20 protein-coding genes are annotated in these 25760 nt (G+C 41.2%); 2 read left to right on the top strand and 18 right to left on the bottom strand.

Going from position 1 to position 25760, the window contains the following annotated elements; all coding sequences use genetic code 11:
• Window positions 1-70: 70 nt before the first annotated feature.
• The 6 genes from ppiD to tig all read right to left on the bottom strand — a co-directional run bounded on the left by ppiD (window position 71) and on the right by tig (window position 8736).
• Entirely contained in the window at window positions 71-1927 is a 1857-nt protein-coding gene (ppiD, locus tag A1QC_RS05805) for a peptidylprolyl isomerase (RefSeq protein ID WP_017025239.1), read from the bottom strand.
• Between the two features lie 241 nt (window positions 1928-2168).
• On the bottom strand, window positions 2169-2441 hold the full coding sequence (locus A1QC_RS05810; RefSeq protein ID WP_017025240.1) for an HU family DNA-binding protein: 273 nt from the start codon (window positions 2439-2441) through the stop codon (window positions 2169-2171).
• 202 nt (window positions 2442-2643) lie between these two features.
• Window positions 2644-4995 carry an endopeptidase La gene (gene lon, locus A1QC_RS05815; RefSeq protein ID WP_017025241.1) on the bottom strand — a complete coding sequence of 784 codons (2352 nt, stop codon included), beginning with the start codon at window positions 4993-4995 and terminating at the stop codon, window positions 2644-2646.
• 131 nt (window positions 4996-5126) lie between these two features.
• On the bottom strand, window positions 5127-6407 hold the full coding sequence (gene clpX, locus A1QC_RS05820) for an ATP-dependent protease ATP-binding subunit ClpX (protein ID WP_017025242.1): 1281 nt from the start codon (window positions 6405-6407) through the stop codon (window positions 5127-5129).
• Window positions 6408-6564: 157 nt separating this feature from the next.
• Window positions 6565-7191: an ATP-dependent Clp endopeptidase proteolytic subunit ClpP gene (clpP, locus tag A1QC_RS05825; RefSeq protein ID WP_026025833.1), complete on the bottom strand. Its 627-nt coding sequence runs from the start codon at window positions 7189-7191 to the stop codon at window positions 6565-6567.
• A gap of 240 nt (window positions 7192-7431) precedes the next feature.
• On the bottom strand, window positions 7432-8736 hold the full coding sequence (gene tig, locus A1QC_RS05830) for a trigger factor (RefSeq protein ID WP_017025244.1): 1305 nt from the start codon (window positions 8734-8736) through the stop codon (window positions 7432-7434).
• Between the two features lie 518 nt (window positions 8737-9254).
• On the opposite strand from tig, the gene A1QC_RS05835 reads away from it, so the two are divergent.
• Together A1QC_RS05835 and A1QC_RS05840 are read left to right on the top strand one after the other, a co-directional pair.
• Window positions 9255-11033 (top strand): sensor histidine kinase, encoded by a 1779-nt coding sequence (locus A1QC_RS05835; RefSeq protein ID WP_017025245.1) that lies wholly within the window; start codon window positions 9255-9257, stop codon window positions 11031-11033.
• A 76-nt stretch (window positions 11034-11109) separates the two neighbouring features.
• Entirely contained in the window at window positions 11110-12459 is a 1350-nt protein-coding gene (locus tag A1QC_RS05840) for a sigma-54-dependent transcriptional regulator (RefSeq protein WP_017025246.1), read from the top strand.
• A 164-nt stretch (window positions 12460-12623) separates the two neighbouring features.
• Here the strand turns inward: A1QC_RS05840 and A1QC_RS05845 are convergent, their stop codons facing one another.
• From A1QC_RS05845 to A1QC_RS05900, 12 genes are all read right to left on the bottom strand, one after another.
• On the bottom strand, window positions 12624-13985 hold the full coding sequence (locus A1QC_RS05845) for a TRAP transporter large permease (RefSeq protein WP_017025247.1): 1362 nt from the start codon (window positions 13983-13985) through the stop codon (window positions 12624-12626).
• 3 nt (window positions 13986-13988) lie between these two features.
• A complete protein-coding gene (locus A1QC_RS05850) occupies window positions 13989-14612 on the bottom strand; it encodes a TRAP transporter small permease (protein ID WP_017025248.1) in 624 nt (207 codons plus the stop codon).
• An 86-nt stretch (window positions 14613-14698) separates the two neighbouring features.
• Window positions 14699-15706 (bottom strand): TRAP transporter substrate-binding protein, encoded by a 1008-nt coding sequence (locus A1QC_RS05855; protein WP_026025834.1) that lies wholly within the window; start codon window positions 15704-15706, stop codon window positions 14699-14701.
• Between the two features lie 232 nt (window positions 15707-15938).
• Window positions 15939-17045: an ABC transporter ATP-binding protein gene (locus A1QC_RS05860; RefSeq protein ID WP_017025250.1), complete on the bottom strand. Its 1107-nt coding sequence runs from the start codon at window positions 17043-17045 to the stop codon at window positions 15939-15941.
• Window positions 17046-17100: 55 nt separating this feature from the next.
• Window positions 17101-18015: a carbohydrate ABC transporter permease gene (locus A1QC_RS05865; protein ID WP_017025251.1), complete on the bottom strand. Its 915-nt coding sequence runs from the start codon at window positions 18013-18015 to the stop codon at window positions 17101-17103.
• On the bottom strand, window positions 18012-18917 hold the full coding sequence (locus tag A1QC_RS05870) for a carbohydrate ABC transporter permease (protein ID WP_039836482.1): 906 nt from the start codon (window positions 18915-18917) through the stop codon (window positions 18012-18014). The genes A1QC_RS05865 and A1QC_RS05870 overlap by 4 nt, the downstream gene beginning before the upstream one ends.
• Window positions 18918-19151: 234 nt before the next feature.
• Window positions 19152-20417, bottom strand: coding sequence for an ABC transporter substrate-binding protein (locus tag A1QC_RS05875; RefSeq protein ID WP_017025253.1), 1266 nt, complete (start codon window positions 20415-20417; stop codon window positions 19152-19154).
• Window positions 20418-20628: 211 nt separating this feature from the next.
• A complete protein-coding gene (locus tag A1QC_RS05880) occupies window positions 20629-22092 on the bottom strand; it encodes an ATP-binding protein (protein WP_017025254.1) in 1464 nt (487 codons plus the stop codon).
• A gap of 18 nt (window positions 22093-22110) precedes the next feature.
• Window positions 22111-22827, bottom strand: a complete 717-nt coding sequence (locus A1QC_RS05885; protein ID WP_017025255.1) for a response regulator — start codon at window positions 22825-22827, stop codon at window positions 22111-22113.
• A 218-nt stretch (window positions 22828-23045) separates the two neighbouring features.
• Complete coding sequence (locus tag A1QC_RS05890; RefSeq protein WP_017025256.1) at window positions 23046-23609, bottom strand: hypothetical protein; 564 nt, start codon at window positions 23607-23609, stop codon at window positions 23046-23048.
• Window positions 23610-23698: 89 nt separating this feature from the next.
• A complete protein-coding gene (locus A1QC_RS05895) occupies window positions 23699-24223 on the bottom strand; it encodes a hypothetical protein (protein WP_017025257.1) in 525 nt (174 codons plus the stop codon).
• Between the two features lie 184 nt (window positions 24224-24407).
• Window positions 24408-25649 (bottom strand): aromatic amino acid transporter, encoded by a 1242-nt coding sequence (locus A1QC_RS05900; RefSeq protein WP_017025258.1) that lies wholly within the window; start codon window positions 25647-25649, stop codon window positions 24408-24410.
• Window positions 25650-25760 lie beyond the last annotated feature (111 nt).

Raw genomic sequence — 25760 nt, forward strand, 5'->3', positions numbered from 1 at the left:
CTTTCAAATGGATAAAAAAAGAGCTGCGCACTGGCAGCTCTTGGTTATTGACACTTATAAAAAATCCAGATTATTGCTCAGAGATCGCTTCATAAGAGATTTTAGTCGTTTTACGTAGTGAATCCAGTACCGCTTCTAGGTCTTGTTGATTATTCATACGTAATAGCTGAGAAGCAATTTGTTGTTGGAATTGAGTATCATCACTTGTTGTAACTTTATTCAATTTAAGAACGACAACATTACCTTGCTCATCTTTAGTTTGACCATACGTTGCTTTGCCATCTTCAGGATGAGGCAACGCAAATGCTTGAGCCGCTAAAGGTGAACGACGATCAATATTTTGTGTTTCACCAAATGTTAGTTGGTTTGCAGACAATATTGAATCATCGCCCTTCTTCAACGAGTCAACAACTTTAGATGCAAGATTTAATGCCTCTTGTTCGCCTTTTGAAGCCGCTAGTTGAGCTTTCACTTTATCTTTAACTTCTTCAAGAGGCAGCGTTGTTTCAGAGCGTAAGTCATTCACACGAACAACAATGATGTGCTCAGGAGCCACTTCAAGAACTTCCGAGTTCAAACCTTCTTTTTTCACATCTGAATTTTGCAGTGCTTTAGCAACGGCTGGCACTTTAAGTACATCAGGTGCCGTTTCAGGTGAGATAAAATCGGTCGTTTGAATCTTTTGATCAATCGCTTTTGCTGAATCATCTAACGAATCTGGTGATTCAAATGCCACTGACTCTAGCTTAGTTTGCAACTTATAGAATTGATCGAGTGCTTTTTCATCGACAAGATCAGATTTAATTTCAGCCGCCACTTCAGAGTAGGGTTTCGCATCGGGTGCTTTATCATCTTCTAATTGAATAATGTGGTAACCGAAGTTCGATTTTACAATCGCAGAAATATCACCTTTATTTTTCAGGTCAAATGCTGCAGTTTCAAACTCAGGGTCCATCACCCCTTTTTCGATCCAACCAAGATCACCGCCTTGCTTAGCGCTACCTACGTCTTCAGATGTTTCTTTTGCTAATTTAGCGAAATCTTCACCTGATTGCAGTTTAGCTAACACGTCTTCGGCTTTCTTCTCATCTTTGATCAGAATATGGCGTACTTTACGTTGTTCTTTTGTTGAGTACTTATCCAAATGATCTTGGTAATACTTCTGCGCTTCTTCATCAGTAATCGTGATCGATTTTTTAAGTTGGTCAGCTGAAAGTTCAATATAAGCCACTTTCATTTGCTCAGGGCGAGCATACTGATCAGAATGTTCTTTGTAATAAGTTGCCAGTTCTTCGTCAGTGACACTGACTTTCTTAGCAAAATCACTCACATTCAACACAATCGATTGAACATCACGTTTTTGTGTCATCAGCTCACTTTGCTGAGTCACTTCGTTTGGTAATGTAAACTCTGTATCTTGCAATGAAGAAACAATTTGCTGACGCAGTAGATCTTTACGTAAATACTCAGCAAAGCTATCGGCGTTAAAACCTGCACGACGCAATGTAGCAGCATAAACATCTTGATCAAACTTACCATCGGTTTGGAATTCAGGCATTGTCAAAATTAACTGACGTACTTGATCATCACTGATACGTAAATCTAATGATTTTGCATACTCTTCTAGTAACACATCGTTAATCATTCGATCTAAAACGCTTTTACGAAAAGATTGTACGTATTGCGGATCACCCATAAGCGTAGAAAAATAATCGCCCATTTGAGATTGCATACGATTACGTTCATTTTGATACGCTTGTTCAAATGAACCACGATCAATTTCAGTATTACCTACTTTAGCAGCAGTGTTACTGCCACCAGTAACTAAGTAACTACCCACACCGGCAAAGACAAATGAAAGGATAATTAATCCTAAGATGATTTTAATTGCGATGCCATTTACGCCTTCGCGTAGTCGATCCATCATAATTTAATTGCTCTCTCAATACTGACTGACACCAAATGCAGTAAACTGCGCATAATGTTACTTACCTATAACATTACTTGTAGAAAACGACGCTTGGTAAGATAAAAAATATTACGTCGATAATATCAGAAAAAGAAAAGCGCACCAGTAAGATGCGCTTTTTGATAGAGAAAGATTGAGGTTAAACGTAAAAACCCAAACCTGTTCACCTTTTGATGGTTAAAAACCATCAGAAACAATATTAATTACAAGCATCTTTCAATGCTTTACCAGCTTTAAAAGCAGGTACTTTAGCTTCAGCGATTTGGATTACGTCACCCGTTTTAGGGTTACGGCCAGTACGTGCTGCACGAGTACGAACACTAAAAGTACCAAAACCGACTAGAGCAACTTGCTCTTCAGCTTTCAATGTTTCTGTTACCGCGTCGATAAATGCATCTAATGCGCGACCAGCTGCAGCTTTAGATATATCAGCGTCACCGGCAATTTTTTCTACTAGTTGAGTTTTATTCACTTGTTGTTCCCCTTTTCACTATCAACTTCAAATTGACAATATATGTTCTATACAAATAATTAAGACTGAACCGTTTTTATTTAATGTCTTTTTCGACTATCAGCTCAGGTCTATCAAGGTTAACTTAGCCTTGAAAAAAAACGCTGACAAGCACTTTCAGTCCTGTCAGCGTCAAACTTTCAACTAAACTTGTTTAATATCACTACTTTGTGATACCAATCACACAACCTGTAGGGTCATTTACTAAAGCGACAGGCAAAACTTCTTCTATCCATTGGACTGGTTTCACCACTAAGTCAGCAATGACGTTGGCTGGAATGTCTTCCAAATCACGTTCGTTGTCTTTTGGAATAAGAATAGTTTTAATGCCACCACGATGCGCTGCAAGTAATTTCTCTTTCAACCCACCAATAGGCAGCACCTCACCACGCAGGGTAATTTCACCTGTCATGGCCACATCCGCACGAACAGGGTTACCCGTTAAGCTCGAAATAAGCGCTGTACACATCGCAATACCTGCACTTGGGCCATCTTTAGGTGTTGCTCCTTCTGGCACGTGTACGTGAATATCACGCTTCTCGTAGAAGTCAGGATTAATACCCAATTTTTCAGCGCGTGAACGAACAACCGTCATTGCCGCTTGAATCGACTCTTGCATGACATCGCCCAATGAACCGGTATAAGTCAATTTACCTTTACCTATCATAGATTGAGTTTCAATGGTCAATAAATCGCCACCAACTTCTGTCCAAGCAAGCCCAGTTACTTGGCCAATACGATTGCTATCGTCTGCTTTACCATAATCGCAACGCTGAACACCAAGATATTCTTTCAAGTTATCCATTGTTACGGTCACAGATTTCAACTCAGGATTGAGCAAGATATTCTTCACGGCTTTACGGCAGATTTTTGAAATCTCACGCTCAAGATTACGCACACCAGCTTCACGTGTGTAATAACGAATAATCCCGATGATCGCAGAATCTTCGATGGTAATTTCCGCAGGTTTTAAACCATTTCGTTCAATTTGCTTATCAGTTAGATGTTTTTTAGCAATGTTGAGCTTTTCATCTTCGGTATAACCAGACAAACGAATGACTTCCATACGATCCAATAACGGACCCGGAATATTCATTGAATTCGATGTCGCGACAAACATAACATCCGACAGGTCATAATCCACTTCAAGATAGTGATCGTTGAATGAGTTATTTTGCTCAGGATCTAAAACTTCAAGCAAGGCTGAAGAAGGATCACCACGCATGTCTGAAGCCATTTTGTCGATTTCATCCAGTAAGAATAATGGGTTTTTAACGCCCACTTTAGACATCTTCTGAATAAGTTTACCTGGCATTGAACCAATGTAAGTACGACGGTGACCACGGATCTCCGCTTCATCACGTACACCACCAAGCGCCATACGCGTATACTGGCGTCCAGTAGCAGCCGCAATCGAACGTCCTAATGAGGTTTTACCTACACCCGGAGGACCGACTAAACAAAGAATAGGACCTTTGAGTTTATTAATTCGGGTTTGAACCGCTAAATACTCTAAGATGCGCTCTTTTACTCGCTCTAAACCATAGTGATCTTCATTTAAGATTTCTTCGGCTTTGGCTAAATTCTTTTTCACTTTAGAGCGCTTACTCCAAGGCACACCAACCATCCAATCGATATAGCTACGCACAACGGTGGCTTCAGCTGACATTGGTGACATCATTTTCAGCTTTTGCAGTTCTTGTTCCGTTTTTTCGCGTGCCTCTTTTGGCATTTTAGCGTCTTCAATTTTTTTCTTTAACGCTTCAAATTCATCTGGAGCATCATCCATATCACCGAGCTCTTTCTGAATGGCTTTCATTTGCTCATTCAAGTAATACTCGCGCTGTGATTTCTCCATTTGTTTTTTAACGCGGCCACGGATACGTTTTTCAACTTGTAACAAGTCGATTTCCGATTCCATCATCCCCATTAAAAACTCAAGGCGTTCAACCACATTTGGGATCTCAAGGACACGTTGCTTATCATTGAGCTTAAGTGGCATGTGCGCAGCAATAGTATCTGCCAAACGCGCAGCTTCATCGATCCCATTTAACGAAGTCAGAACTTCAGGTGGGATCTTTTTATTAAGCTTAATAAAGCCTTCAAATTGATTGATTGCACTGCGAACAATAACTTCTTGCTCTCGTTCATCAACTTCTGGGGTCAGCAAAAATTCCGCATCGGCAGTAAAGAAGTCTTCATTTGAAAAGGTATGCACTTTGGCACGTTGTTGACCTTCGACGAGTACTTTCACTGTGCCATCAGGAAGCTTTAGCAACTGCAAAATCGTTGCAACTGTTCCTGTTGAAAACAGATCATCAATAGTAGGCTCGTCAGTTTCCGCATCTTTTTGTGCAACCAATAATACTTGTTTATTGGTTTCCATTGCGGTTTCTAAACATTGAATCGACTTTTCACGGCCAACAAAAAGTGGAATGACCATGTGTGGATAAACCACAACATCACGTAGGGGTAATACGGGAATCTCGATACGCTCGGAACGCTCCAAGTTCATATTATTCTCTCTATTCCGTTTGCACATTCATTGAGGAGTATATGGGGGCTATCTAGCTAGTTTCAATAACATAAATAAAAAAAGGAGGCTTACCGCCTCCTTATTGTTCATATTTTCGCCTTTATTCTGATTTATTCAGAACTTGCGAGTTGGTTTTCAGTATTTTGATAAATCAAAAGAGGCTCAGATTCCCCTTTAATTACAGATTCATCAATCACCACTTTGGTCACATCTTTGTTTGATGGCAACTCATACATGGTTTCAAGTAATACTGATTCCAAAATTGAACGAAGTCCACGAGCACCAGTTTTACGGTCCATTGCTTTCTTCGCAATCGCTTTTAATGCGTCTTCACGGAATTCAAGCTCTGCGCCTTCCAAATCAAATAGTGCACCGTATTGTTTGGTCAGTGCATTTTTTGGTTGGCAAAGAATTTGAATCAATGCGTCTTCATCAAGCTCTGTCAGCGTGGTAGTGACAGGTAAACGACCAATGAATTCTGGGATCAAACCGTATTTCACCAAATCTTCTGGCTCGACTTGCTTGAACAATTCACTGATGGTTTTGCTTTCGTCTTTACTGCGAACATCCGCACCAAAACCGATACCAGTACCAACGGCAACACGCTGTTCAATCACTTTATCTAGGCCAGCAAATGCACCACCACAGATAAATAGGATCTTAGATGTGTCCACTTGTAAAAACTCTTGCTGAGGGTGCTTACGTCCACCTTGAGGTGGAACCGATGCAACCGTACCTTCAACCAGTTTCAGAAGTGCTTGTTGCACACCTTCACCGGATACATCACGCGTGATGGATGGGTTTTCAGCTTTACGTGAAATTTTATCAATTTCATCAATATAAACGATACCACGCTCTGCTTTCGCTACGTCGTAATCACATTTTTGCAGTAACTTCTGGATGATGTTTTCAACGTCTTCGCCCACGTAACCCGCTTCTGTCAACGTAGTTGCATCAGCCATTGTGAAAGGAACATCCAAGAAACGAGCTAATGTTTCAGCAAGCAGTGTTTTACCACTACCGGTTGGGCCAATCAGCAAGATGTTACTCTTACCTAGCTCAACGCCATCTTTGGTCTTATCACCATTACGTAAACGTTTGTAGTGGTTATACACTGCAACAGACAACACTTTTTTCGCGTAGTCTTGACCAATAACATAATCGTCTAAGTGTTCACGAATGTCTTTTGGCGTTGGCAGCGCTTCCGATTCTTTCTTCGGAACCACGTCTTTCACTTCTTCGCGGATGATGTCATTACATAAGTCGACACACTCATCACACACATATACGGACGGACCTGCGATCAGCTTGCGAACCTCATGCTGGCTTTTACCGCAGAAAGAGCAATACAGCAGTTTAGTACTACCACCCTCTTTGCTTTTATCTGTCATTCGCTAACCTCTTAGCCTTTTCTTCTTAAATTCAGTCTACAACAAATTTCTGTACATTGCTTTGTAGGAAACCGTTGAGTTAAAGAAAACATCGACACTTTCAAGTAATGACCCGATTGCACGAGTAAAAATTTCACTTCAAAGTGCCTTGAAGTCTTTACGCTGGGCGTTTTTCAAGCACGGCGTCTACTAAACCGTAATCAACCGACTGTTGAGCCGACATGAAGTTATCACGATCGGTATCACGCTCGATGATGTCTAATGGCTGGCCAGTATGCTCAGCAAGTAAGCCATTTAAGCGTTGCTTGATGGTTAAAATTTCTTGTGCGTGAATTTGAATATCAGACGCTTGGCCTTGGAAACCACCTAGTGGTTGGTGAATCATCACGCGTGAATTTGGTAGCACAAAACGCTTACCTTTTTCACCACCAGCCAATAAGAATGCGCCCATTGAACACGCTTGACCCATACATACTGTACTCACATTTGGTTTGATAAACTGCATAGTATCGTAGATAGACATACCTGCTGTTACAGAACCACCTGGTGAGTTGATATAAAGAAAAATATCTTTATCTGGGCTTTCTGACTCTAAAAACAGTAACTGAGCCACAACAAGGTTTGCCATGTGGTCTTCGACTTGCCCAGTAAGGAAAATAATACGTTCTTTTAATAGACGAGAATAGATATCGTATGAACGCTCACCACGAGACGTTTGCTCTACCACCATTGGTACAAGCGCATCAACAATTGGAGACATGGAATGATTTTCTTGGTAGCTCATATTCGCTTTCCCTGTAGTGGATAAGTTTATAAATGCAATAATCGTTTGATTAATCATAAACCTAGATGCTTACCGATGCCAACCGAGAATAACGATTGTTGTAGCAAGCTATAAAAATAAATGGCCCGAATGATCTACTCATAGAAAAGAGAGTCATATCGAGCCATTGTTAGCAAAAGAGTTAAAAGGCTGTCAACCCTTCTGCTCAGCGAAACCTGATTTACTTAACAAAATGAAAGATTAAGCAGGTTGTTGCTGGTTCATTAACTCATTGAAGCTAACTTCTTTATCAGAAACTTTTGCTTTAGCAATGATTGCATCAATTGCTTGGTCTTCTAGAGCCACGTTACGGATGTTGTTCATCATCTGCTCGTTTTGCTCGTAGTAAGCGATAACTTCTGATGGATCTTCGTAAGCAGTCGCCATTTCTTCGATAAGTGCTTTCACGCGCTCATCATCAGCTTTCAATTCTTCAGTCTTGATTACTTCACCTAGAAGTAGACCAACTTTTACGCGACGAGCAGCTTGCTCTTCAAACAATTCACGTGGCAGTTGAGCTGCTGCTTCAGGGTTACCACCGAAACGTTGTGCTGCTTGTTGACGTAACACTTCAACTTCTTGGTCGATAAGTGCAGAAGGTACGTCCATTTCGTTTTGCTCAACAAGACCATTGATCGCTTGCTCTTTGATACGACCTTTGATTGCTTGCTTAAGTTCACGTTCCATATTCTTACGAACTTCAGCTTTAAGTGCGTCTACACCGCCTTCAGTTACGCCGAATTTAGCAACGAACTCATCAGTTAGTTCAGGAAGCTCACGAGTTTCAACTTTGCTCAATTTAATATCGAACTTAGCTGATTTACCTTTTAGGTTTTCAGCGTGGTAATCTTCTGGGAAGTTCACGTCGATAGAAAATTCTTCGCCCGCTTTCTTACCTAGGATACCGTCTTCAAAACCAGGGATCATGCGACCTTGGCCCATTTCAAGAGGGAAAGCGTCTGCTTTACCGCCTTCAAATGCTTCACCGTCGATGTAGCCAACGAAATCGATAGTTGCACGGCTTGTTTCGCCAACGACTTCTTCAACTTCAGCCCAAGTAGACTGTTGCTTACGAAGTGTTTCGATCATTTCATTAACGTCTTCTTCTTTAACTTCTACTGCTGGTTTTTCAACAGTGATGTTATCTAAACCTTTCAATTCAACTTCTGGGTAAACTTCAAAAGTTGCAGTAAAGACAAGATCTTTACCTTCTTCAAACTCAACAGGAGCAAACGTTGGTGCGCCTGCTGGGTTGATTTTTTCTTTAACGATTGATTCGATAAAGTGACGCTGCATCACTTCACCCATGATGTCTTGACGTACTGCTTTGCCGTACATTTGTGCAACCATCTTCATCGGTACTTTTCCTTTACGGAAGCCATCAAAACGACGGTTTTTCGCGATGTTGCGCAATTCAGCTGTCACTGCATCTTCGATGTTAGCAGCAGGAACAGTAATAGTAAGACGGCGTTCTAGGCCTTCTAGAGTTTCAACAGTAGCTTGCATTATTTATAAACCTCAAAACTGGCTCAATAATTATGAGCGTATGAACTAACGTATGGTTCTAAAGAGTATTCCTCTCAAGATTAGTGTTAGCTACATTTCTTGTGTTGCGTTCAATTGAACACATAAAATTGTGAGCATCAATCAACGAATCAAACTGGTTTACAGAGATTAGCGATGACTGAACTAATGAGCGAAACCTTTTTCATTTTTATCACAAACAAAATTCACAATAAAAATCAAAGTGAAAGGCCTCTCCAATTAGTCTCAGGATAAAATTCGACGCATCATTCTAGCGATCTGAACCGCGACTGTCGAGATAAGTCCTAAATTCTCGTCCTAAATGATTAATTATTAGGATATGTGAATTAAATGGGGACGTTACCTCACTTTTCAAGGGAATCTAACGGTTTTTTTCACTAAACTCAGAAAAAGAGATCCAGCTCAGGTTTCCAATAGGCAAACTGGCAACCTGTATGTGGATGCTTATTCTAAAGCCTACTTCCCAATGAGAACGCTCTGTGAGAAAACCAAAACCCTTTATTGTTATCTCATTTATTCTGTATTTTTCTGTGGCTATTTGTGCCGTCTTTTTTTCGTGGCAACATTATTATCAGTCACGTTTAAATACCAGCCAATTGCAGTTGCAACAATTCTCGCAGCACTTTCTCACCCAAATAGATAAATACGCGTTTATCCCACAATTACTTGCTCAAAATAAGCGCCTAACCAACACATTATTAGAACATAAAAATTCTGCGCAAATAGAAGTCACCAATCGGTATCTTGAGCAAATAAATCAATTAGTTAATACCTCCGACATTTATCTAATTGATCAAAAAGGCAATACTATTTCGGCCAGTAACTGGAAAGACAAAGCCACTTTCATTGGGCAAAACTTCTCTTTTAGGCCTTATTTTCAACAGGCAATTTCAGGGCAAAACAGCCAATATTTTGCTTTAGGTTCTATGTCTGGATTGAGAGGGTATTATTATTCCTCCCCTATCATTCACGCGGCAGAAATCATCGGCGTGGTTGTCGTGAAAATTCAACTTTCAACTATTGAGAATAACTGGAACGATCAACAAAACCATTTCGTAGTCAGCGATAACAATCACATTGTGATGATGACAGACCAAGATAGTTGGCTATACAAAAGCTTGATCGACCTACCTCAATCTACTCTTTTAAAAATTCAACATGGCCGTCGCTATTTGGACAAACAAATATCGTCACTTGGCTTTATTGGCAACCTAAGTAATCAACCTATCGAAATCTACATTAATGGCCAACAAGGTTTATATCACCGCTATATGTCGGTGTCTCAATACTTACCCAAGCAAGATCTTAATGTTCGTATTTTAACCCCAAAAATGCTGGTTGTGTGGGATGTCGTGAGTGTGTTATTCATTTTTACCTTAATGGCAATTTTACTCTTTTTTATCGTTTTATTTTATCGCCAGCGTAAGATTCGGTTATTACAAATAGAGAGGATACGCGCTCAAGCCAACCAAGAACTTGAATTTCAAGTATTGGAAAGAACCGCAGAATTGCACACAGAAATTCACACTCGTATTCAAACAGAAAATGCCCTACGACAAACCCAAGATGAGTTGATTCAAACCGTCAAACTGGCTGTTTTGGGGCAAATGTCTGCCAGTATTAGCCATGAGTTAAATAACCCACTCGCCGCCATTCGTAGCTTTTCGGATAATGCCCAACAATTTCTATTGAAAAACGATAATGAAAAAGTGCAGAAGAACTTAGAACGTATTTCTGAACTCACGGTTCGAATGGCAAAAATCAGCCAGCAATTAAAGCATTTCGCTAAACGGACCTCCGCGAATGATTTAATCAATGCCAATGTGGCGATTGTCATTAAATCAGCTTATGACTTAATGCAACCAGAGCTCAAAGTACAAGGCGTACATGTGGCTCTGATTTTACCCACAGACCCCATCATGGCAAAAGTAAACCCGATTGCTTTAGAGCAAGTCATTATTAATACCCTCACCAATGCAATTCATGCGGTATCTGACCAAGAGCAAAAACATATTGAGCTTGAACTGAAAGCCAATCAAGACGGTATCAAGATTGATATTAGTGATAATGGTTGTGGGATCCGCTCAGACCAACTCGATCACCTTTTTGACCCATTTTATACCAGTAAACAAAATGGCTTGGGGCTGGGTTTATCTATCTCTCAACAAATTATGCAGAGCATGAAGGGTTCAATTTCGGCTAAGAATAAAGATTCTGGCGGGGCAAAATTTACTCTTACCATACCGCTAAGTAAGTAAAAGTATAAACGGCTTTAATCGCGCCCTAGCGACCAATGTTATTCCAAAAAACAGAATAATTAAAAAGGAAAACGTAATGACGGATATATTTTTCATTGATGACGAACTCGATCTAAGAGTTGCCGTAGAGCAAAGCTTTGAATTAGCCGATTTAAACGCCGAGTTTTTTGCTGACGCTGAATCGGCATTAATTGCTATGCAAGAAGGCAATATGCCAAAAGTTGTCATCAGTGATATTTGCTTACCAGGTATTTCTGGTGAGGCTATGTTGTCCACTTTACAAAAAAAAGATGCCAAATTACCTGTCATATTGATCACAGGACATGGGGATATTTCTATGGCGGTAAAAGCGATGCACGATGGCGCTTACGATTTTATCGAAAAGCCATTTTCATCCGACCGCCTGATCGAAACCGTAAGACGAGCCATAGATAAACGTCAATTATTACTTGAAAATGAACAGCTAAAAATCGCACTAAAAGCCAATCAAACCCTTGGCCCTCGGATTATTGGTAACACCGCGAGCATTGAACAATTACGCCAAACCATCAATCAGATAGCCGATACACATGCCGATATTCTACTGTATGGGGAAACCGGTACTGGTAAAGAATTAGTCGCCCGTTCATTGCATGAACAAAGCAGTCGACGCGATCAAAATTTTGTGGCTGTGAACTGTGGTGCGGTCCCGGAGAACTTAATAGAAAGTGAATTATATGGCCATGAAAAAGGGGCATTTACTGGCGCTGAAAGCCGTCGAATAGGTAAGTTTGAATACGCCGATGGTGGCACTCTTTTCCTTGATGAAATTGAATCCATGCCGATGCAGGCACAAATCCGTTTATTACGAGTGCTACAAGAGCGCCAGATAGAACGCATTGGTTCTAACCAATCGATACCGATTAATATTCGTGTGATTGCGGCGACCAAAGCAGATTTAAGGCAAACGTCTGAGCAACAAACCTTTCGCCAAGATCTTTACTACCGGCTTAACGTCGTCACCTTAGATCTGCCACCGCTACGCCAACGACGTGAAGATATTCCCGCGCTTTTTCATCACTTCTTGTTAGTGGCTGCTGCTCGTTATGGTAAAGCGGCCACCAGCCTTTCCAATCAAGATTTGCAACGTTTGCTTAGCCATGATTGGCCCGGAAATGTCCGCGAACTGAGAAATGCAGCAGAACGCTTTGTACTACTGGGCAAGTTAAATGATCTAGATGGAAAATCCCCAGAAGCTTCTCAAGAAACCAACGCCGCTGTTGGGCTTGTGCAACAAGTCGCTGAATTTGAAAAAATGCTGATTGAGCAAACCCTTTCTGAAGTTGATGGCAGTATAAAATTTGCCATGGAAAAACTGCAACTGCCAAGAAAAACGTTATACGACAAAATGCAGCGCTACCAACTCGATAAAGATAACTATAAGTAAGAACAATAAGTTAAATAACCGACATAAAAAACGCCCCTAGACCCAAGACCCAAGTATTAGCTAGGAAGATCTAGGGGCGTGACTGAAAAGCTTAACCTAACAAGTGAATCGTTACTTCTGTTTCCAATCTAGGCCAAAACTTCAATACCAAATTTATTATTTGGTTATTTAATAATGATCTCCGGACCCATTAACAAGGTTGGGAGCCAAGTTGAGATAGCTGGAACATAGGTAATGATAATTAAGAATAAGAACATAACACCAACCCAAGGTAGCGCTGCTTTTACTACATTCAACATCGACATTTTAGCCACACCAGAAGTCACAAATAAATTCAGACCCACCGGAGGCGTTATCATGCCTATCTCCATATTCACGACCATCATGATACCGAAATGAATCGGATCAATACCTAATGCAATTGCAATCGGAAACACTAAAGGCGCAACAATAATTAACAGTCCTGAAGGCTCCATAAACTGACCACCAATCAAGAGCAAGACATTCACCATAATCAAGAAGGTGATAGGCCCAAACCCTGCTGATAGCATCGACTCAGTGATCATTTGAGGAATGCGCTCTTCCGTTAATACGTGTTTTAAGATCAATGCACTGGCAATGATAAACATCAGCATAATGGTAAGCTTACCCGCTTCAAAGAGCGACTTTTTGGTATCTGGATGCACAAAGGCATAGCCAATTTTCACAATCGTTGGCAATGTGCTTTCTTTATCTGCAAACGGTCCCATATCTTTGTATACAAAGTTTGCAATTAAAAAGGCGTAAATGGCGGCAACGGCAGCGGCTTCTGTTGGCGTGAATATCCCACCATAAATACCGCCCAAAATAATCACTACTAACAGCAAACCCCAGCTTGCGCCTTTTGCCGCAGCAAATGCTTCTTTCCAACCAACGAAAGGTTGCGCTGGCAGTTTTTTGATACGAGCGGCGATATAGATCGCGACCATCAACATACCGCCTGCAAGTAAACCTGGGATCACGCCACCTAAGAACATACGACCTACAGAAACATCGGTCGCGGCGGCATACACCACCATCACAATAGAAGGCGGAATAAGAATCCCTAACGTTCCCGCATTACAGATCACACCGGCGGCAAATTCTTTCGAATAACCATTTTTCACCATGCCGGCAATCACAATACTCCCGATAGCCACCACCGTGGCAGGCGACGAACCGGAAAGTGCAGCAAACATCATGCATGCCACAACCGAGGCCATAGCAAGTCCACCACGAAACCAACCCACCATGGCAATGGCAAAACGAATGATCCGCTGAGCAACCCCACCGGTTGACATAAAGGTAGAGGCCAGAATAAAGAAGGGGATCGCCAGTAACGTATAATGCCCAGAAAATGAGTTAAATAACGTTTGAGCCACCGAAGCAAGCGAAGTATCTGAATGAATCAATAAGAACAAGACACTGGATAAACCAAGCGAAATTGCAATAGGTACACCAAACACCATGAAGCCTATCACCATGACAAACAATAAAATAATATCCATGACTTAGTCTTCCTTGTTCTGTTCTTTTAGCGTATCAAGATCATCTTCCGCTTCATGGCTTGCAATCATGCGGTCTCTTTGACCTGTCATCACGTAATAGGCCACTTGAAAAAATCGAAAAGTCAACAACGCCATACCAATTGGCAACGCCATATAAGGAATAAAACGTGGCATTTTTTCATAACGCTCACCTTCATTTAGCCAAGTAGACAGAAACTGGAGAAACTCCGGCATGGGAATATCATCGGTTTCATACCAAGCGCGTTCTGTCACAAACGGATACCAGTAATTCCAAGATCCGATCAGCAATAAAATAGAAAATGCTAAACAAGCACTCACAGCAATTAAGGCAAAAATTTTACGCCAGTTAGCGGGCAAAAGATTAACCACCACATCAACCCCAATGTGGAATTGTTTTTTCACACCGTAAGATGCGCCAACCAAGATCAACCAAGCAAATAAAAATACTGTGGCTTCAAGCCCCCATAGAATGTTGTCATTTAACACATAACGAAATACAACGTTGGCAAACGTAATCAGTGTCATTAAACCCAAAAATAAAGCGATCAAAGATTCTTCAATCGAGTCTGTTATTCGCCCTAATTTATCCATCAAAGAATGAGACATATTCCCTCTCTGTCATCATCAATTTGGACATGGCTTTTTATTTCTCTTTCTATTCCCAAGCCATGCCCAATCATTAAAACAACTCGTTATTTATTTGAAGCCAAAGCAGCATCGATCAGATCAGAACCAATATCTTTCTCGAACTTTTTCCACACCGGTTTCAACGCCGTTACCCATTCTTGGCGTTGTTCTGGCGTAAGCGTACGCACCACACCACCCGCTTCTAGAATGTTGTTCTTACTTTCATTATCAACTCGTGTTGACTCGGTATTACGAGCGACCGTCACTTCATGCAGAATTTGACCTAGTTGGCTGCGAATATCATCGGGCAGCTCCGTCCACCAAGTATTTGAAGTCACAACTAAGTAATCCAAAATACCGTGATTGGTTTCGGTTGAACCATCTTGCACTTCAAAGAATTTCTGGCCATAAATGTTCGACCAGGTGTTTTCTTGTCCATCAATAACCTTGGTTTGTAAGCCGCCATACACCTCTTTAAACGACATTTTTTGCGGGTTCGCGCCAAGTTGCTCAAATTGTGCCACCAAGACATCTGAAGGCTGAACACGGAACTTCAAGCCTTTTGCATCCTCAGGGGAAATAAGTGGTTTATTTGCCGACATTTGTTTCATGCCGTTATGCCAAAACTCAAGGCCTTTTAAACCTCGGCGAGTCATCGCATTTTTCAATACATCGCCTGACTCTGAGTTTTGGAAACGGTCAACCGCTTCTACGTCATCAAACAAAAATGGCAAATCGAAAATACGGAATTTTTTAGTGAATTTTTCAAACTTGGATAAAGAAGGGGCAGCTAACTGAACATCACCATTTAATAACGCTTCAAGGGCTTTATCATCATCATAAAGTGTTGAGTTTGGAAAAACCTGCATACAAGCTTTACCATTCATTTCCTTGTTCACACGTTCTTCTAATAAAGAAGCGGCAATGCCTTTAGGGTGTTTGTCTGCATTGGTTACATGGCTAAATTTAATCACCATTTCACCTGGGTCACAGGCATCAGCGGCGCTTGTATTAAAACTAGCCAGTACGGAAGCTGCGGTTAGGGTGACAGCGATAAGAGATTTTTTAGACATTTTGTTCTCCTTGATTATGATCATCGACTCTTTTCTAAAGCCGTACCCCATAAGAGCAAATGCCATACCAACTTGAATAATCATAAATATTTCATTAACAATCAATTCATTACATTCAACTCATCATTCACCACTCAAATGACCGGCATAAAAAATGGCGGATTTTGACCTGCGCCTAAACGCTAAATGGGTCAAAATCCGCCAATTTTATACAAAGAAAATGCAGCCCGAGTTAGATTCTCATCTCGGTATTCACATCAAAGAAAATCGCACTCGAAAGATCGAAATACAACGGAACGGTCTCTCCGGCTTTTGCATCAAATTCTGCCGATAAACGACAAGCAACATGCTCTTGATTAATCTCAACAATCGCAATGGTATCTGGCCCTGTTGGCTCCAATACATCAATTTGCATTGGCACCTCGGTGAAGGTTCGATTTTCATCGCTTGGTTGTTCAGTAATAAACTCTGGTCTTAAACCAATGATCACAGTTTCTCCATCAAACTTGCGTAAGCGATCAGGCAAATTGATCTTGTGTGATTGACCATCTGCCGTCCAAATCTCACCTTGAGGTTTATCATCGGTACCGAGATCGACTCTAGCTTTAATGAAGTTCATTGACGGTGAGCCCATAAAGCCTGCCACAAACATATTATTTGGTTGGTTGTAGATTTCTTTTGGCGTACCGAGCTGTTGCAGCTCGCCATCTTTCATCACTGCAATACGATCGGCGAGAGTCATTGCTTCTATTTGATCGTGGGTGACATACACAATAGTGGTATTTAACTTTTGATGTAAACGCTTAATTTGCGTACGCATTTCTACTCGCAATTTCGCATCAAGATTCGATAACGGCTCATCAAACAAATACAATTTAGGTTGACGTGCCAATGCTCGCCCCATCGCAACCCGTTGGCGTTGACCACCAGACAGTTGCGCAGGCTTTCGATCTAAAAGGTGATCAATTTGCAGCATTTCTGCCACTCGATTCACTTCTGCATCAATTTTAACTTGTGGCAGTTTGCGGATTTTCAAACCAAATGCGATATTGCCTCGCACCGTCATATTGGGATACAGAGCATAGGATTGAAACACCATTGCAATATCACGATCTTTCGGTTCAACGTTAGAAACATCTACTCCATCAATCACAATTTCACCGGAGCTGATCGATTCAAGCCCTGCAATCGTGTTCATCAGGGTGGATTTTCCACAACCGGACGGGCCAACTAAAATCAAAAATTCACCCGATTCAATCTGAATATTGATGCCTTTTAATGTCTCGTTTTCTGCCCCACGATAAGTTTTACGAATTTGGTTTAGTTCTAAAGCAGCCATTATTATTTTTCCTTTTAAGCCAATTTTGGGTTACTCAGTAATGTATAAATCAGCGTTAGCCTTTGACGGATCCCGCGGTTAACCCACGAACAAAATATTTCCCTGCCACGATATAAACCAACAGGGTTGGCAACGCTGCAATAATGGCGGCAGCCATATCCACGTTATATTCTTTAACTCCCGTACTGGTGTTCACAAGATTATTTAGTGCCACTGTGATGGGTTGCGTCTCCGATCCGGAATACACCACACCAAATAAGAAATCATTCCAAATAGAAGTAAATTGCCAAATGACTGTCACCATAATAATTGGCGTTGATATTGGCAGCATGATCTTAAAGAAGATGGTAAAGAACCCTGCTCCATCTAATTTAGCGGCTTTAACCAATTCATCTGGCACGCCAACATAAAAGTTACGGAAGAATAATGTTGTGAAGGCCAAGCCATAGATAACATGCACAATCACTAACCCTGTGGTGGTGTTGGCTAAACCAAAGTAACCTAAGGTCGCAGCCATCGGTAATAACACCACTTGGAAAGGGATAAAGCAGCCAAACAGCAGCAAGCTAAACAGCATATTAGAGCCTCTAAACTGCCACTTACTGATCACATAACCATTAAACGCGCCCATTAAAGTCGAGATCGCGACCGCAGGGATCACCATTTGAAATGAGTTCCAGAAGTAACTTTTTATCCCTTCACATTTCACGCCAGTACAGGATTCTGACCACGCTTTTTGCCATGCATCTAACACCCACTCGGTTGGTAGCGACATTAAATTACCGGTACGGATATCGCCCAAGCTTTTAAATGAGGTGATCACCATGACGAACAATGGCATGAGGTAAAGCACACAGAAAAAGAGCAGCAACGTGTAAATTGCAATGCGCCCAATTCGCTTGGAGTTAAAGTAAGGTTGTTGGTGAGTCGGCGCTTTATTCGCTGACTTATTTTTAGTCGCGGAAATCATGATTTCTTCTCTCTTAATTCTGAGTACAAATACGGCACTAAAATTGCCAGAATCCCCGCAAGCATCATCATGGCACTAGCTGAACCTAACGCCGTTTGCCCACGAGTAAAGGAGTACGCATACATAAACAAAGCAGGTAAATCAGAAGAATACCCCGGCCCACCCGCGGTTAACGCGGTCACTAAATCAAAGCTCTTAATTGCAATATGAGACGTGATAATCACGGCACTAAAGAACACCGGACGCAGGCAAGGCAATACAATGCTCCAATAAATACGTGGCAGACTCGCCCCATCGATTTGAGCCGCTTTGATAATGGAAGAGTCTATCCCGCGTAAACCCGCCAAGAACATCGCCATCACAAAGCCAGATGATTGCCAAACCGCTGCGATCACTAAGGTGTAAACCACCATGTCAGAATCGACAATCCAATCGAATTTAAAATCCGTAAACCCCCAATCTCGCACCATTTTTTCAATGCCAAGGCCTGGGTTTAAAATCCATTTCCATGCGGTACCGGTCACGATAAACGACAGCGCCATTGGGTATAAATAAATACTACGAATCACACCTTCGTTACGGATATTTTGATCTAAAAATATAGCTAAGCCGACACCCAGCACAATAACAATGGCAAGAAACAGTAAGCCGAAAATACCAAGATTGGTAATGGAAGTGATCCAGCGGTCATTTTCCATCAGCTTGGCATATTGGCCAAAACCTGTGAAATTAAAACTTGGTAAAAACCTCGAATTGGTCAGAGACAAAGCCCCTGTCCAAAAAATATACCCATAAATGCACACCACAGTGATCACCATGGTCGGGGCTAATACAATTTTAGGCAGTAAATACTGCAATCTATCCATCAGCTTTGGCTTAGGAGCAGTGCGTCTTGCGGGCATTCCTTGTCTAGGATTACCCGTATTTTGTTTAGTGGAATCGAAAGCGTTGTCCATAACCGATCCTTTAATAACATCGATTACTCAGCAGATTATGCAAAAGGAGCGTTTAAATCATGTGAGCAAAGGGAAGAAAGGCTGCGCGTAAATACTTCTATACGCAGCCTTACCGTTTCATTCTTCAATTAAGGAGTTTAATAAAGACTCCTCAATAAAAAGAATACTTAAAGAAAGGGATTACTCAGCCGCTTTTACTGCTTTCGCTAATTGTTGCGCGGCTTGTTTAGGATCGGCATCGGCATCATTAAAGAAGTTAGTAATCACATCGTACATCGCGCCCTGAACATAACTTGTCGTCGACATACCGTGCGCCATACTTGGCACTAAACCACCGGTTTTCGAGGTTGCTTTAAAGCTTGCCATTGCATCTAATGCACACTGATCAAACTTAGACATGTCCATGTCTAAACGAACAGGGATCGAGCCTTTGTTAAGGTTAAAGACTTCTTGGAAATCTTTTGAAAGGATAGTTTTGGCAAGATCCTGCTGGGCTTTTTGATTATCTTTGTCTTTAATTTTAAAGAAAGCAAAGCTATCAATATTAAACGTGAATGCATCATCGGTTCCCGGTGTCGGTGCACAAACGTAATCAGTACCCGGTTGTTTGTTAGCCGCGCTAAACTCACCTTTCGCCCAATCGCCCATCACTTGCATGGCAGCCGTACCGTTAATCACCATAGAAGTAGCAACGTTCCAATCACGGCCTGGCGAATTACTGTCAATATAGCCATGTACTTTCTTGAAGATTGTGAACGCTTCCACCATTTTATCACCAGACAATGTCGCCTGATCTAAATCAACAAACGCTTTGTTGTAATCCGCGTTACCTAGTGTTTCTAAAGCAATCGCTTCAAATAAAGTTGCGTCTTGCCAAGGCTGACCACCATGTGCGAGTGGGATCACTCCTGCCGCTTTTAATTTATCACCTGCGGTAAAAAACTCATCCCATGACGTTGGAACTTTAACACCCGCTTTATCTAGTACTACTTTGTTAGCCCAAAGCCAGTTTACGCGGTGTACGTTTACCGGAACAGAAACATAATGGCCTTGGTATTTACTGGTATCGGCAACAACTTGAGGCAAGATCCCATCCCAATTGCCTGCTTTCGCAACCTCATCTAAATTGGTAAGGAAACCAAGATCTGCCCATTCTTGAATATTATGGCCCTTAATTTGCGCAGCTGCAGGTGGGTTCCCAGATACAGCGCGCGTTTTCAACACTGTCATCGCACTTTCACCGCCGCCACCAGCAACCGCAAAATCTTTCCAAGTGTGGCCTTCTTTTTCCATCATTTCTTTTAATACAGCAACCGATTTGGCTTCACCGCCAGATGTCCACCAATGCAATACTTCTACTTCACCGGCATTGGCAAATTGTGTGGCAGAGAATAAACCTGCAGAAAGTAAGCTAACCGTTAAAAGACTTTTCTTGATTGTTTTCATTGTTATCGTCCATGTTTTAGTTATTGGGTTTAAGATATTGGATTTAAAAGTTGCGTTTAATTCATGTTGAACGCTTTGCTATCTGATGTTCAGTTTTCTAGAAATAGCTGACAGCTCGCTTTCTCTAGCAATATCCCAATAACTATAAGTAAAGATCCAAAAATAGAACGCCACAAAAGGTAACACCAGTGTAACAGTATTGTTACATTGGTTAGGTTTGATCCAATGATTCGGTATTGAATGGCAGGATAACTTGCACCATTAACCCTGTGGGCTTGGTGTTATCAAGAATGTTATGAATAAAAATAGTACCGCCATGAGCATGTAAAATATTACGGCAAATACCTAAACCCAAGCCATGACCATCTTTGTCTTTAGCCAAGCGTACGTAGGGCTCAAACACAGCTTCTAGCTTCTCTTCAGGAATGCCGTTTCCTTGATCTTGAATGTTTAATTGCACGTACGTATCGGTTTGTATACAGCTCACTTTGACCTTATAGCCATACTTAACGCCATTATCGATTAGGTTGGTCATCACCCTTTTTAAGGCCAGAGGCTTTCCTAAAACAGGGCGAATACTTTCTTGCGGCAATATGACTTTGATCTCGTTTTGATTATGTGTTTCTGCCGCAGCAAGCAATAATTCATTCAAATAAACTAAGTTGGAGTTCTCATGTAATTCGGTATCGTGCACACATTGCAGTGCGCCTTTTACCATCATTTCCAACTCATCTAGATCTTGATTGAATTTGGCTCTCTTAGCATCGTTTTCCAATAGCTCAGCCCTTAAACGTAAACGAGTAATCGGTGTTTTTAAGTCATGGGAAATAGAGGAAAATAAATGCTCCCTATCCATCACATAATGACGAATTCGTTGTTGCATCCGATTAAACGCTAACGTTGCTGTGACTAATTCATTCGCCCCTTCTTCGGGTAATGGCGATTGCTCTCCATCAATACTCATCTGATTTGCTGCTTTCGCTAAATTACGCAAAGGTCGCACCTGACGGCGAACCATAAAATAAGTGAAGAACAACAATAAAGCGGTGGAAAGCAACAAATACAACCATTGTGATGGTGGTAAAATGGTGTCTTCTAACGTGTTATAAGGAGGAGGAAGCAACGCGGCAATGTAAATCCATTCTTCGGTATCTAATTCAATTTGAACCACCATAATCGGTGGGTTAAGCGGCTCTAAGGTTAGCGTGTAATGCGCCCAAGATTTTGGTAAATCCTTTAAATAAATATCATTTTTTAGAATTTTTAATTTATCAGGTTCAGAGAATTCCACATGAATTGATTTTACATTGGTCAGTTTATCTTCCAGTGCGCGGGCCATAGAATTCACGGCTACTTGCTTCATGCGATTATCTGGAAGTGGCGATAATTGTAAAAACTCATAATTAAACGAGACGAAAAAGCGTGTGCCTCCCATCTTGCGTAATTGCTCCAAAATCACATGTCGATAATTCACAGGCAGAGATTGAAAATAAGACACCGTTGAAGCAAACAGTGATGCCATGCTCGTCGTGGTAGTGGTGATCCCTTGAATTTCTTGTTTTCGAGAGTTGGTATACCAAATAGACGTAGAAATGCCTTGCGCCATCACCACCGTTAACAACGTTAACAATAAGGTCCGTGAAACGAGCGATTGCGATTTCCAGAATCGAGACATTAACTCACCTCAGATCAACTAGTGACCGTAATGCACTGGTGCGGTAAAAATATAACCATTCCCGCGCATGGTTTTAATGTATTTATGATGCTTGCCAGTATCACCCAAACGCTGGCGTAAACGGCTCAATTGTACATCAATGCCCCGCTCAAAAGGCAAGGCTTCTCGGCCTTTAATCGCATAAGAGATAGTGTCTCGATCCAAGACTTCATTAGGCTTTGAAAGAAACAACATCAGCAGCGAAAAATCACTGCCTGATAATTCAATTTTTTCATGAGTATCTTGATGAAAAGCAGTGTGAGATAAGGTATCTAACGTCCAATCACCAAAAGAAATGGTTGTGGGGTTGGTCGATTCGTCAGCATGACTGCGGCGTAACAAGGCCTTAATTCTTGCGATTAATTGCCTAGGGCTAAAAGGCTTGGCAATATAATCATCAGCACCAATTTCTAAGCCGATAATTTGATCCGTTTCATCTGACACGGCTGTTAACATAATAATCGGCACCATTGAATCTTTACGAATACGTTGGCAAAGTGCAAAGCCATCATCTCCGGGCAGCATCACATCCAATAAAATGAGATCGGGATAACCACTGTGTTGTATTCGCGCTTGCATTTCGACGCCGTCGCAAGCCGTTAAAACAGTAAAGCCCATTTTAGAAAGATATTCATCGAGTAAATCGCGGATCTCTTGATCGTCATCGACAACTAAAATTTGCTTATAATCTCTCATGTTCACCTCTAGTTAAGTGCTCATACAATAATAAACAATTTTGTAACATTACTAGAGTTTCATGGATATTAATCAGAATTACTTGAACTCGGTATCCTTTTGCTGGCTTTACTTACTTCAAAAACAAAAATACCACTCAATTAATGAGTGGTATTTACCTAAAGGCAATTAATAAAAAGCCAATGGATTGCCTGTAAACAGACTAAATTAGCTAAATATTAGCGTCTTAAACCGCCACCAATTCGAGCTCCGCCGCCAAAACCTGAAGGTCGTGAGATTGGAAGAGCGGCAGGCATGGTGACTTGAGATCGTTGTAACGTTGGGCGTTCTCGGCTTTGCCACTGAGCTTTTACTGCTTGTTTCTGTTCACTAGAAAGGCCATCGCCTCCCATTTCAGCTTGAATTTGTTGGCGCTTTTGCGTGATTTGTTGCTGTTTCTCAGCAGGCAATGCTTGCCATTTTTTATTAAAATCGGATTTCAGTGCTTCTACATCTGGACCATCACCGTCTTTCCAGTTATCAACTTTATCTTTAATTTCTGCTTGTTTATCTGGATCGAGTGTATGCCACCAGCTATTGACAGCTTCTTTAAATTCACCGTCGCCATGGCAGCAATTCGGGTAAACATGATCTTGGTAGTACCAGTAATCGTCATACCACCAACTGTCGGTATAGACATAATTTGCACTGGTTGAAGAAGTGGTTGAACATGCTGCTAAGCCAAATGTAAAAAATAAAGCGACCCATAACTTTTGCCAGATTTGTTTATTTAACTTCAACATAAAACCTCCAAAGAATATGGCGCCATAATACCACAACTCAACATTTATAAAATTAACCGACCGTCAGGAAAATATTCTATACCCTTTTATCATTCCGTTACTGTCGACTTCAAACCTTTTCCTGCATCTTTTAATAAATTAACTGGGGATAAAATGATCCCTTTCACTGCGCCCTCTGTCGCATTTTTACTGATCTCTTCACTTTTTTCGACAATTTGATCAATCTTGGTCAGCATTGGGGGTAGCTCTTGTCGAATCAAAGCGGATTCTTTTAATACCGCAGGTACGGTTTGCGTGCGAAGACCATTCATTTCCGCGAGTACCTGCGGCAATTTAGTATCCACCGAGGCAACGGTTTTATTCACACCCGCCACAGTACTGTTCATATCCTGCACTACTTGTAATGCTTTCGGCGCTATCTCCGCGTATTTATTCGCCACATCCAACCAACCTTTAATGTCTAAATTCGCCGTAGTTTGATTAAAATCGGCCAACATTGTCGGGTAAGTTTCTACCACTTTATTCACAGTATTGGTAAAACTATATATCGTAAAACCTAGATAAAAAATTGCGGCAGCTAAACATGCTTGAATGAAAAGTCCAATCTTTGCCATGTCCATATCCTTTTTATAAAAACCAAATAGATGGTGTTATATAAAGTATATCCCCAAGTCACCTCAAGGGGTAAATTACACCAAAATGAATGACCACCTTCAAAAATAAAGCCCTTGCATCTAAAAGTAGAAACAAGGGCTTAATAACGACGCACGTTGTAATGTTTATCTTTGATAAACCAAGTTAACCTTTAAACACAGGCAGCAAATCAAGCATGGTTAAAAAGTGGAATATGGCTGTGGCAACACCAAACGCTAACACAGCAAAAGGTACGAACTTACCACCACTCACCATAAAGCCTTGATTACCGTTTTCACGTTGACGTGATTTTAGGGCGAGTAAAGCTGGAATGATACAAGTCAAAACCGTTGCCGCTGCACCTGCATAACCAATCGCCAAAATAAAGCCAAATGGAAATAATAAAGACAAAATCAATGGCGGCAAAAAGGTCACTAACCATGTTTTTGAGCGGCCACGTTTGCTTGGTTCAAAATGGAATAAATCCGCAATAAAATCGAATACTCCTAAACCAACACCAATGAATGAAGACAGGATCGCCGCCACCGAAAAGATATTGATCGCTTGGGATACTTTTTCAGACTCAACCACACCACCTAAGGTTTTTAGCAGAACATCAACATTCCCATCTTGAGCAATTACTGGGCCAAATGCTTCACGCGGCAGAGTGCCAAAAATACTTAAAATCCAAATGACATAAAGCGTTAAAGCAATCAGTGTCCCACCTAAAATAGCGTATTTTGCTTTGGTTTCTTCACCATAATAACCGCGCATTGAAGCCACAGAATGATGATAACCAAATGATGTTAACGCTATCGGCAATAGTGCCATGGCATATTTTGCGTATTCACCTTGCTGGTTAACCGCATCCATTAAAATCGACATATCAATTTTAACAGTTAGGCCGAATACCCCAAAGATGAAGCTCAACAACATCACGGCAATTAATATAATCGAAACTCGATCTACCGCACGGGTTGAATGCCAAACAACACTCGACGCAATTGCAACAAATAGCACCGACGCTGTTTTACTTTCTAAACCTAAAGAGCCTTGCAAGATCAAACCAAACGATGTGATATAGGCATACAGTAAAATACCGCCTACGAAATACACCGTTAAATTATTAAAAAAGTTGACCTTACTGCCCAGCATATCAAGGGTAACGGTATTGAAAGACACATGAAGATCGTAATGTTTAAACGCTTCAAGCAATAACCAACCAGAAACCGTCATCACAACCATAGTAAGAGTGATGGCTAATATAGACCAAATGGTCCAACTGCCCGCCCCCGCACTTGGTAGCCCAAGCATACCTGCACCGACACATACGCTCGCAATAATACAAGCGCCCCCAACTAACGAAGGTTGTTTGGTTGTTTTAACCGATGTTGCAATGGTGGTCATAATAGATTCTCTTTACGCTAAATTGAGCCATTGTGCTGACTCAAAAACAAACAAGCATCAAGCTGAAGAAGGAAGGTAGATTGCCCAAATGTGACTTAAAAAGAAGGCAAT

It is taken from the genome of Vibrio rumoiensis 1S-45, assembly GCF_000286955.2.
Taxonomy (GTDB): domain Bacteria; phylum Pseudomonadota; class Gammaproteobacteria; order Enterobacterales; family Vibrionaceae; genus Vibrio; species Vibrio rumoiensis_A.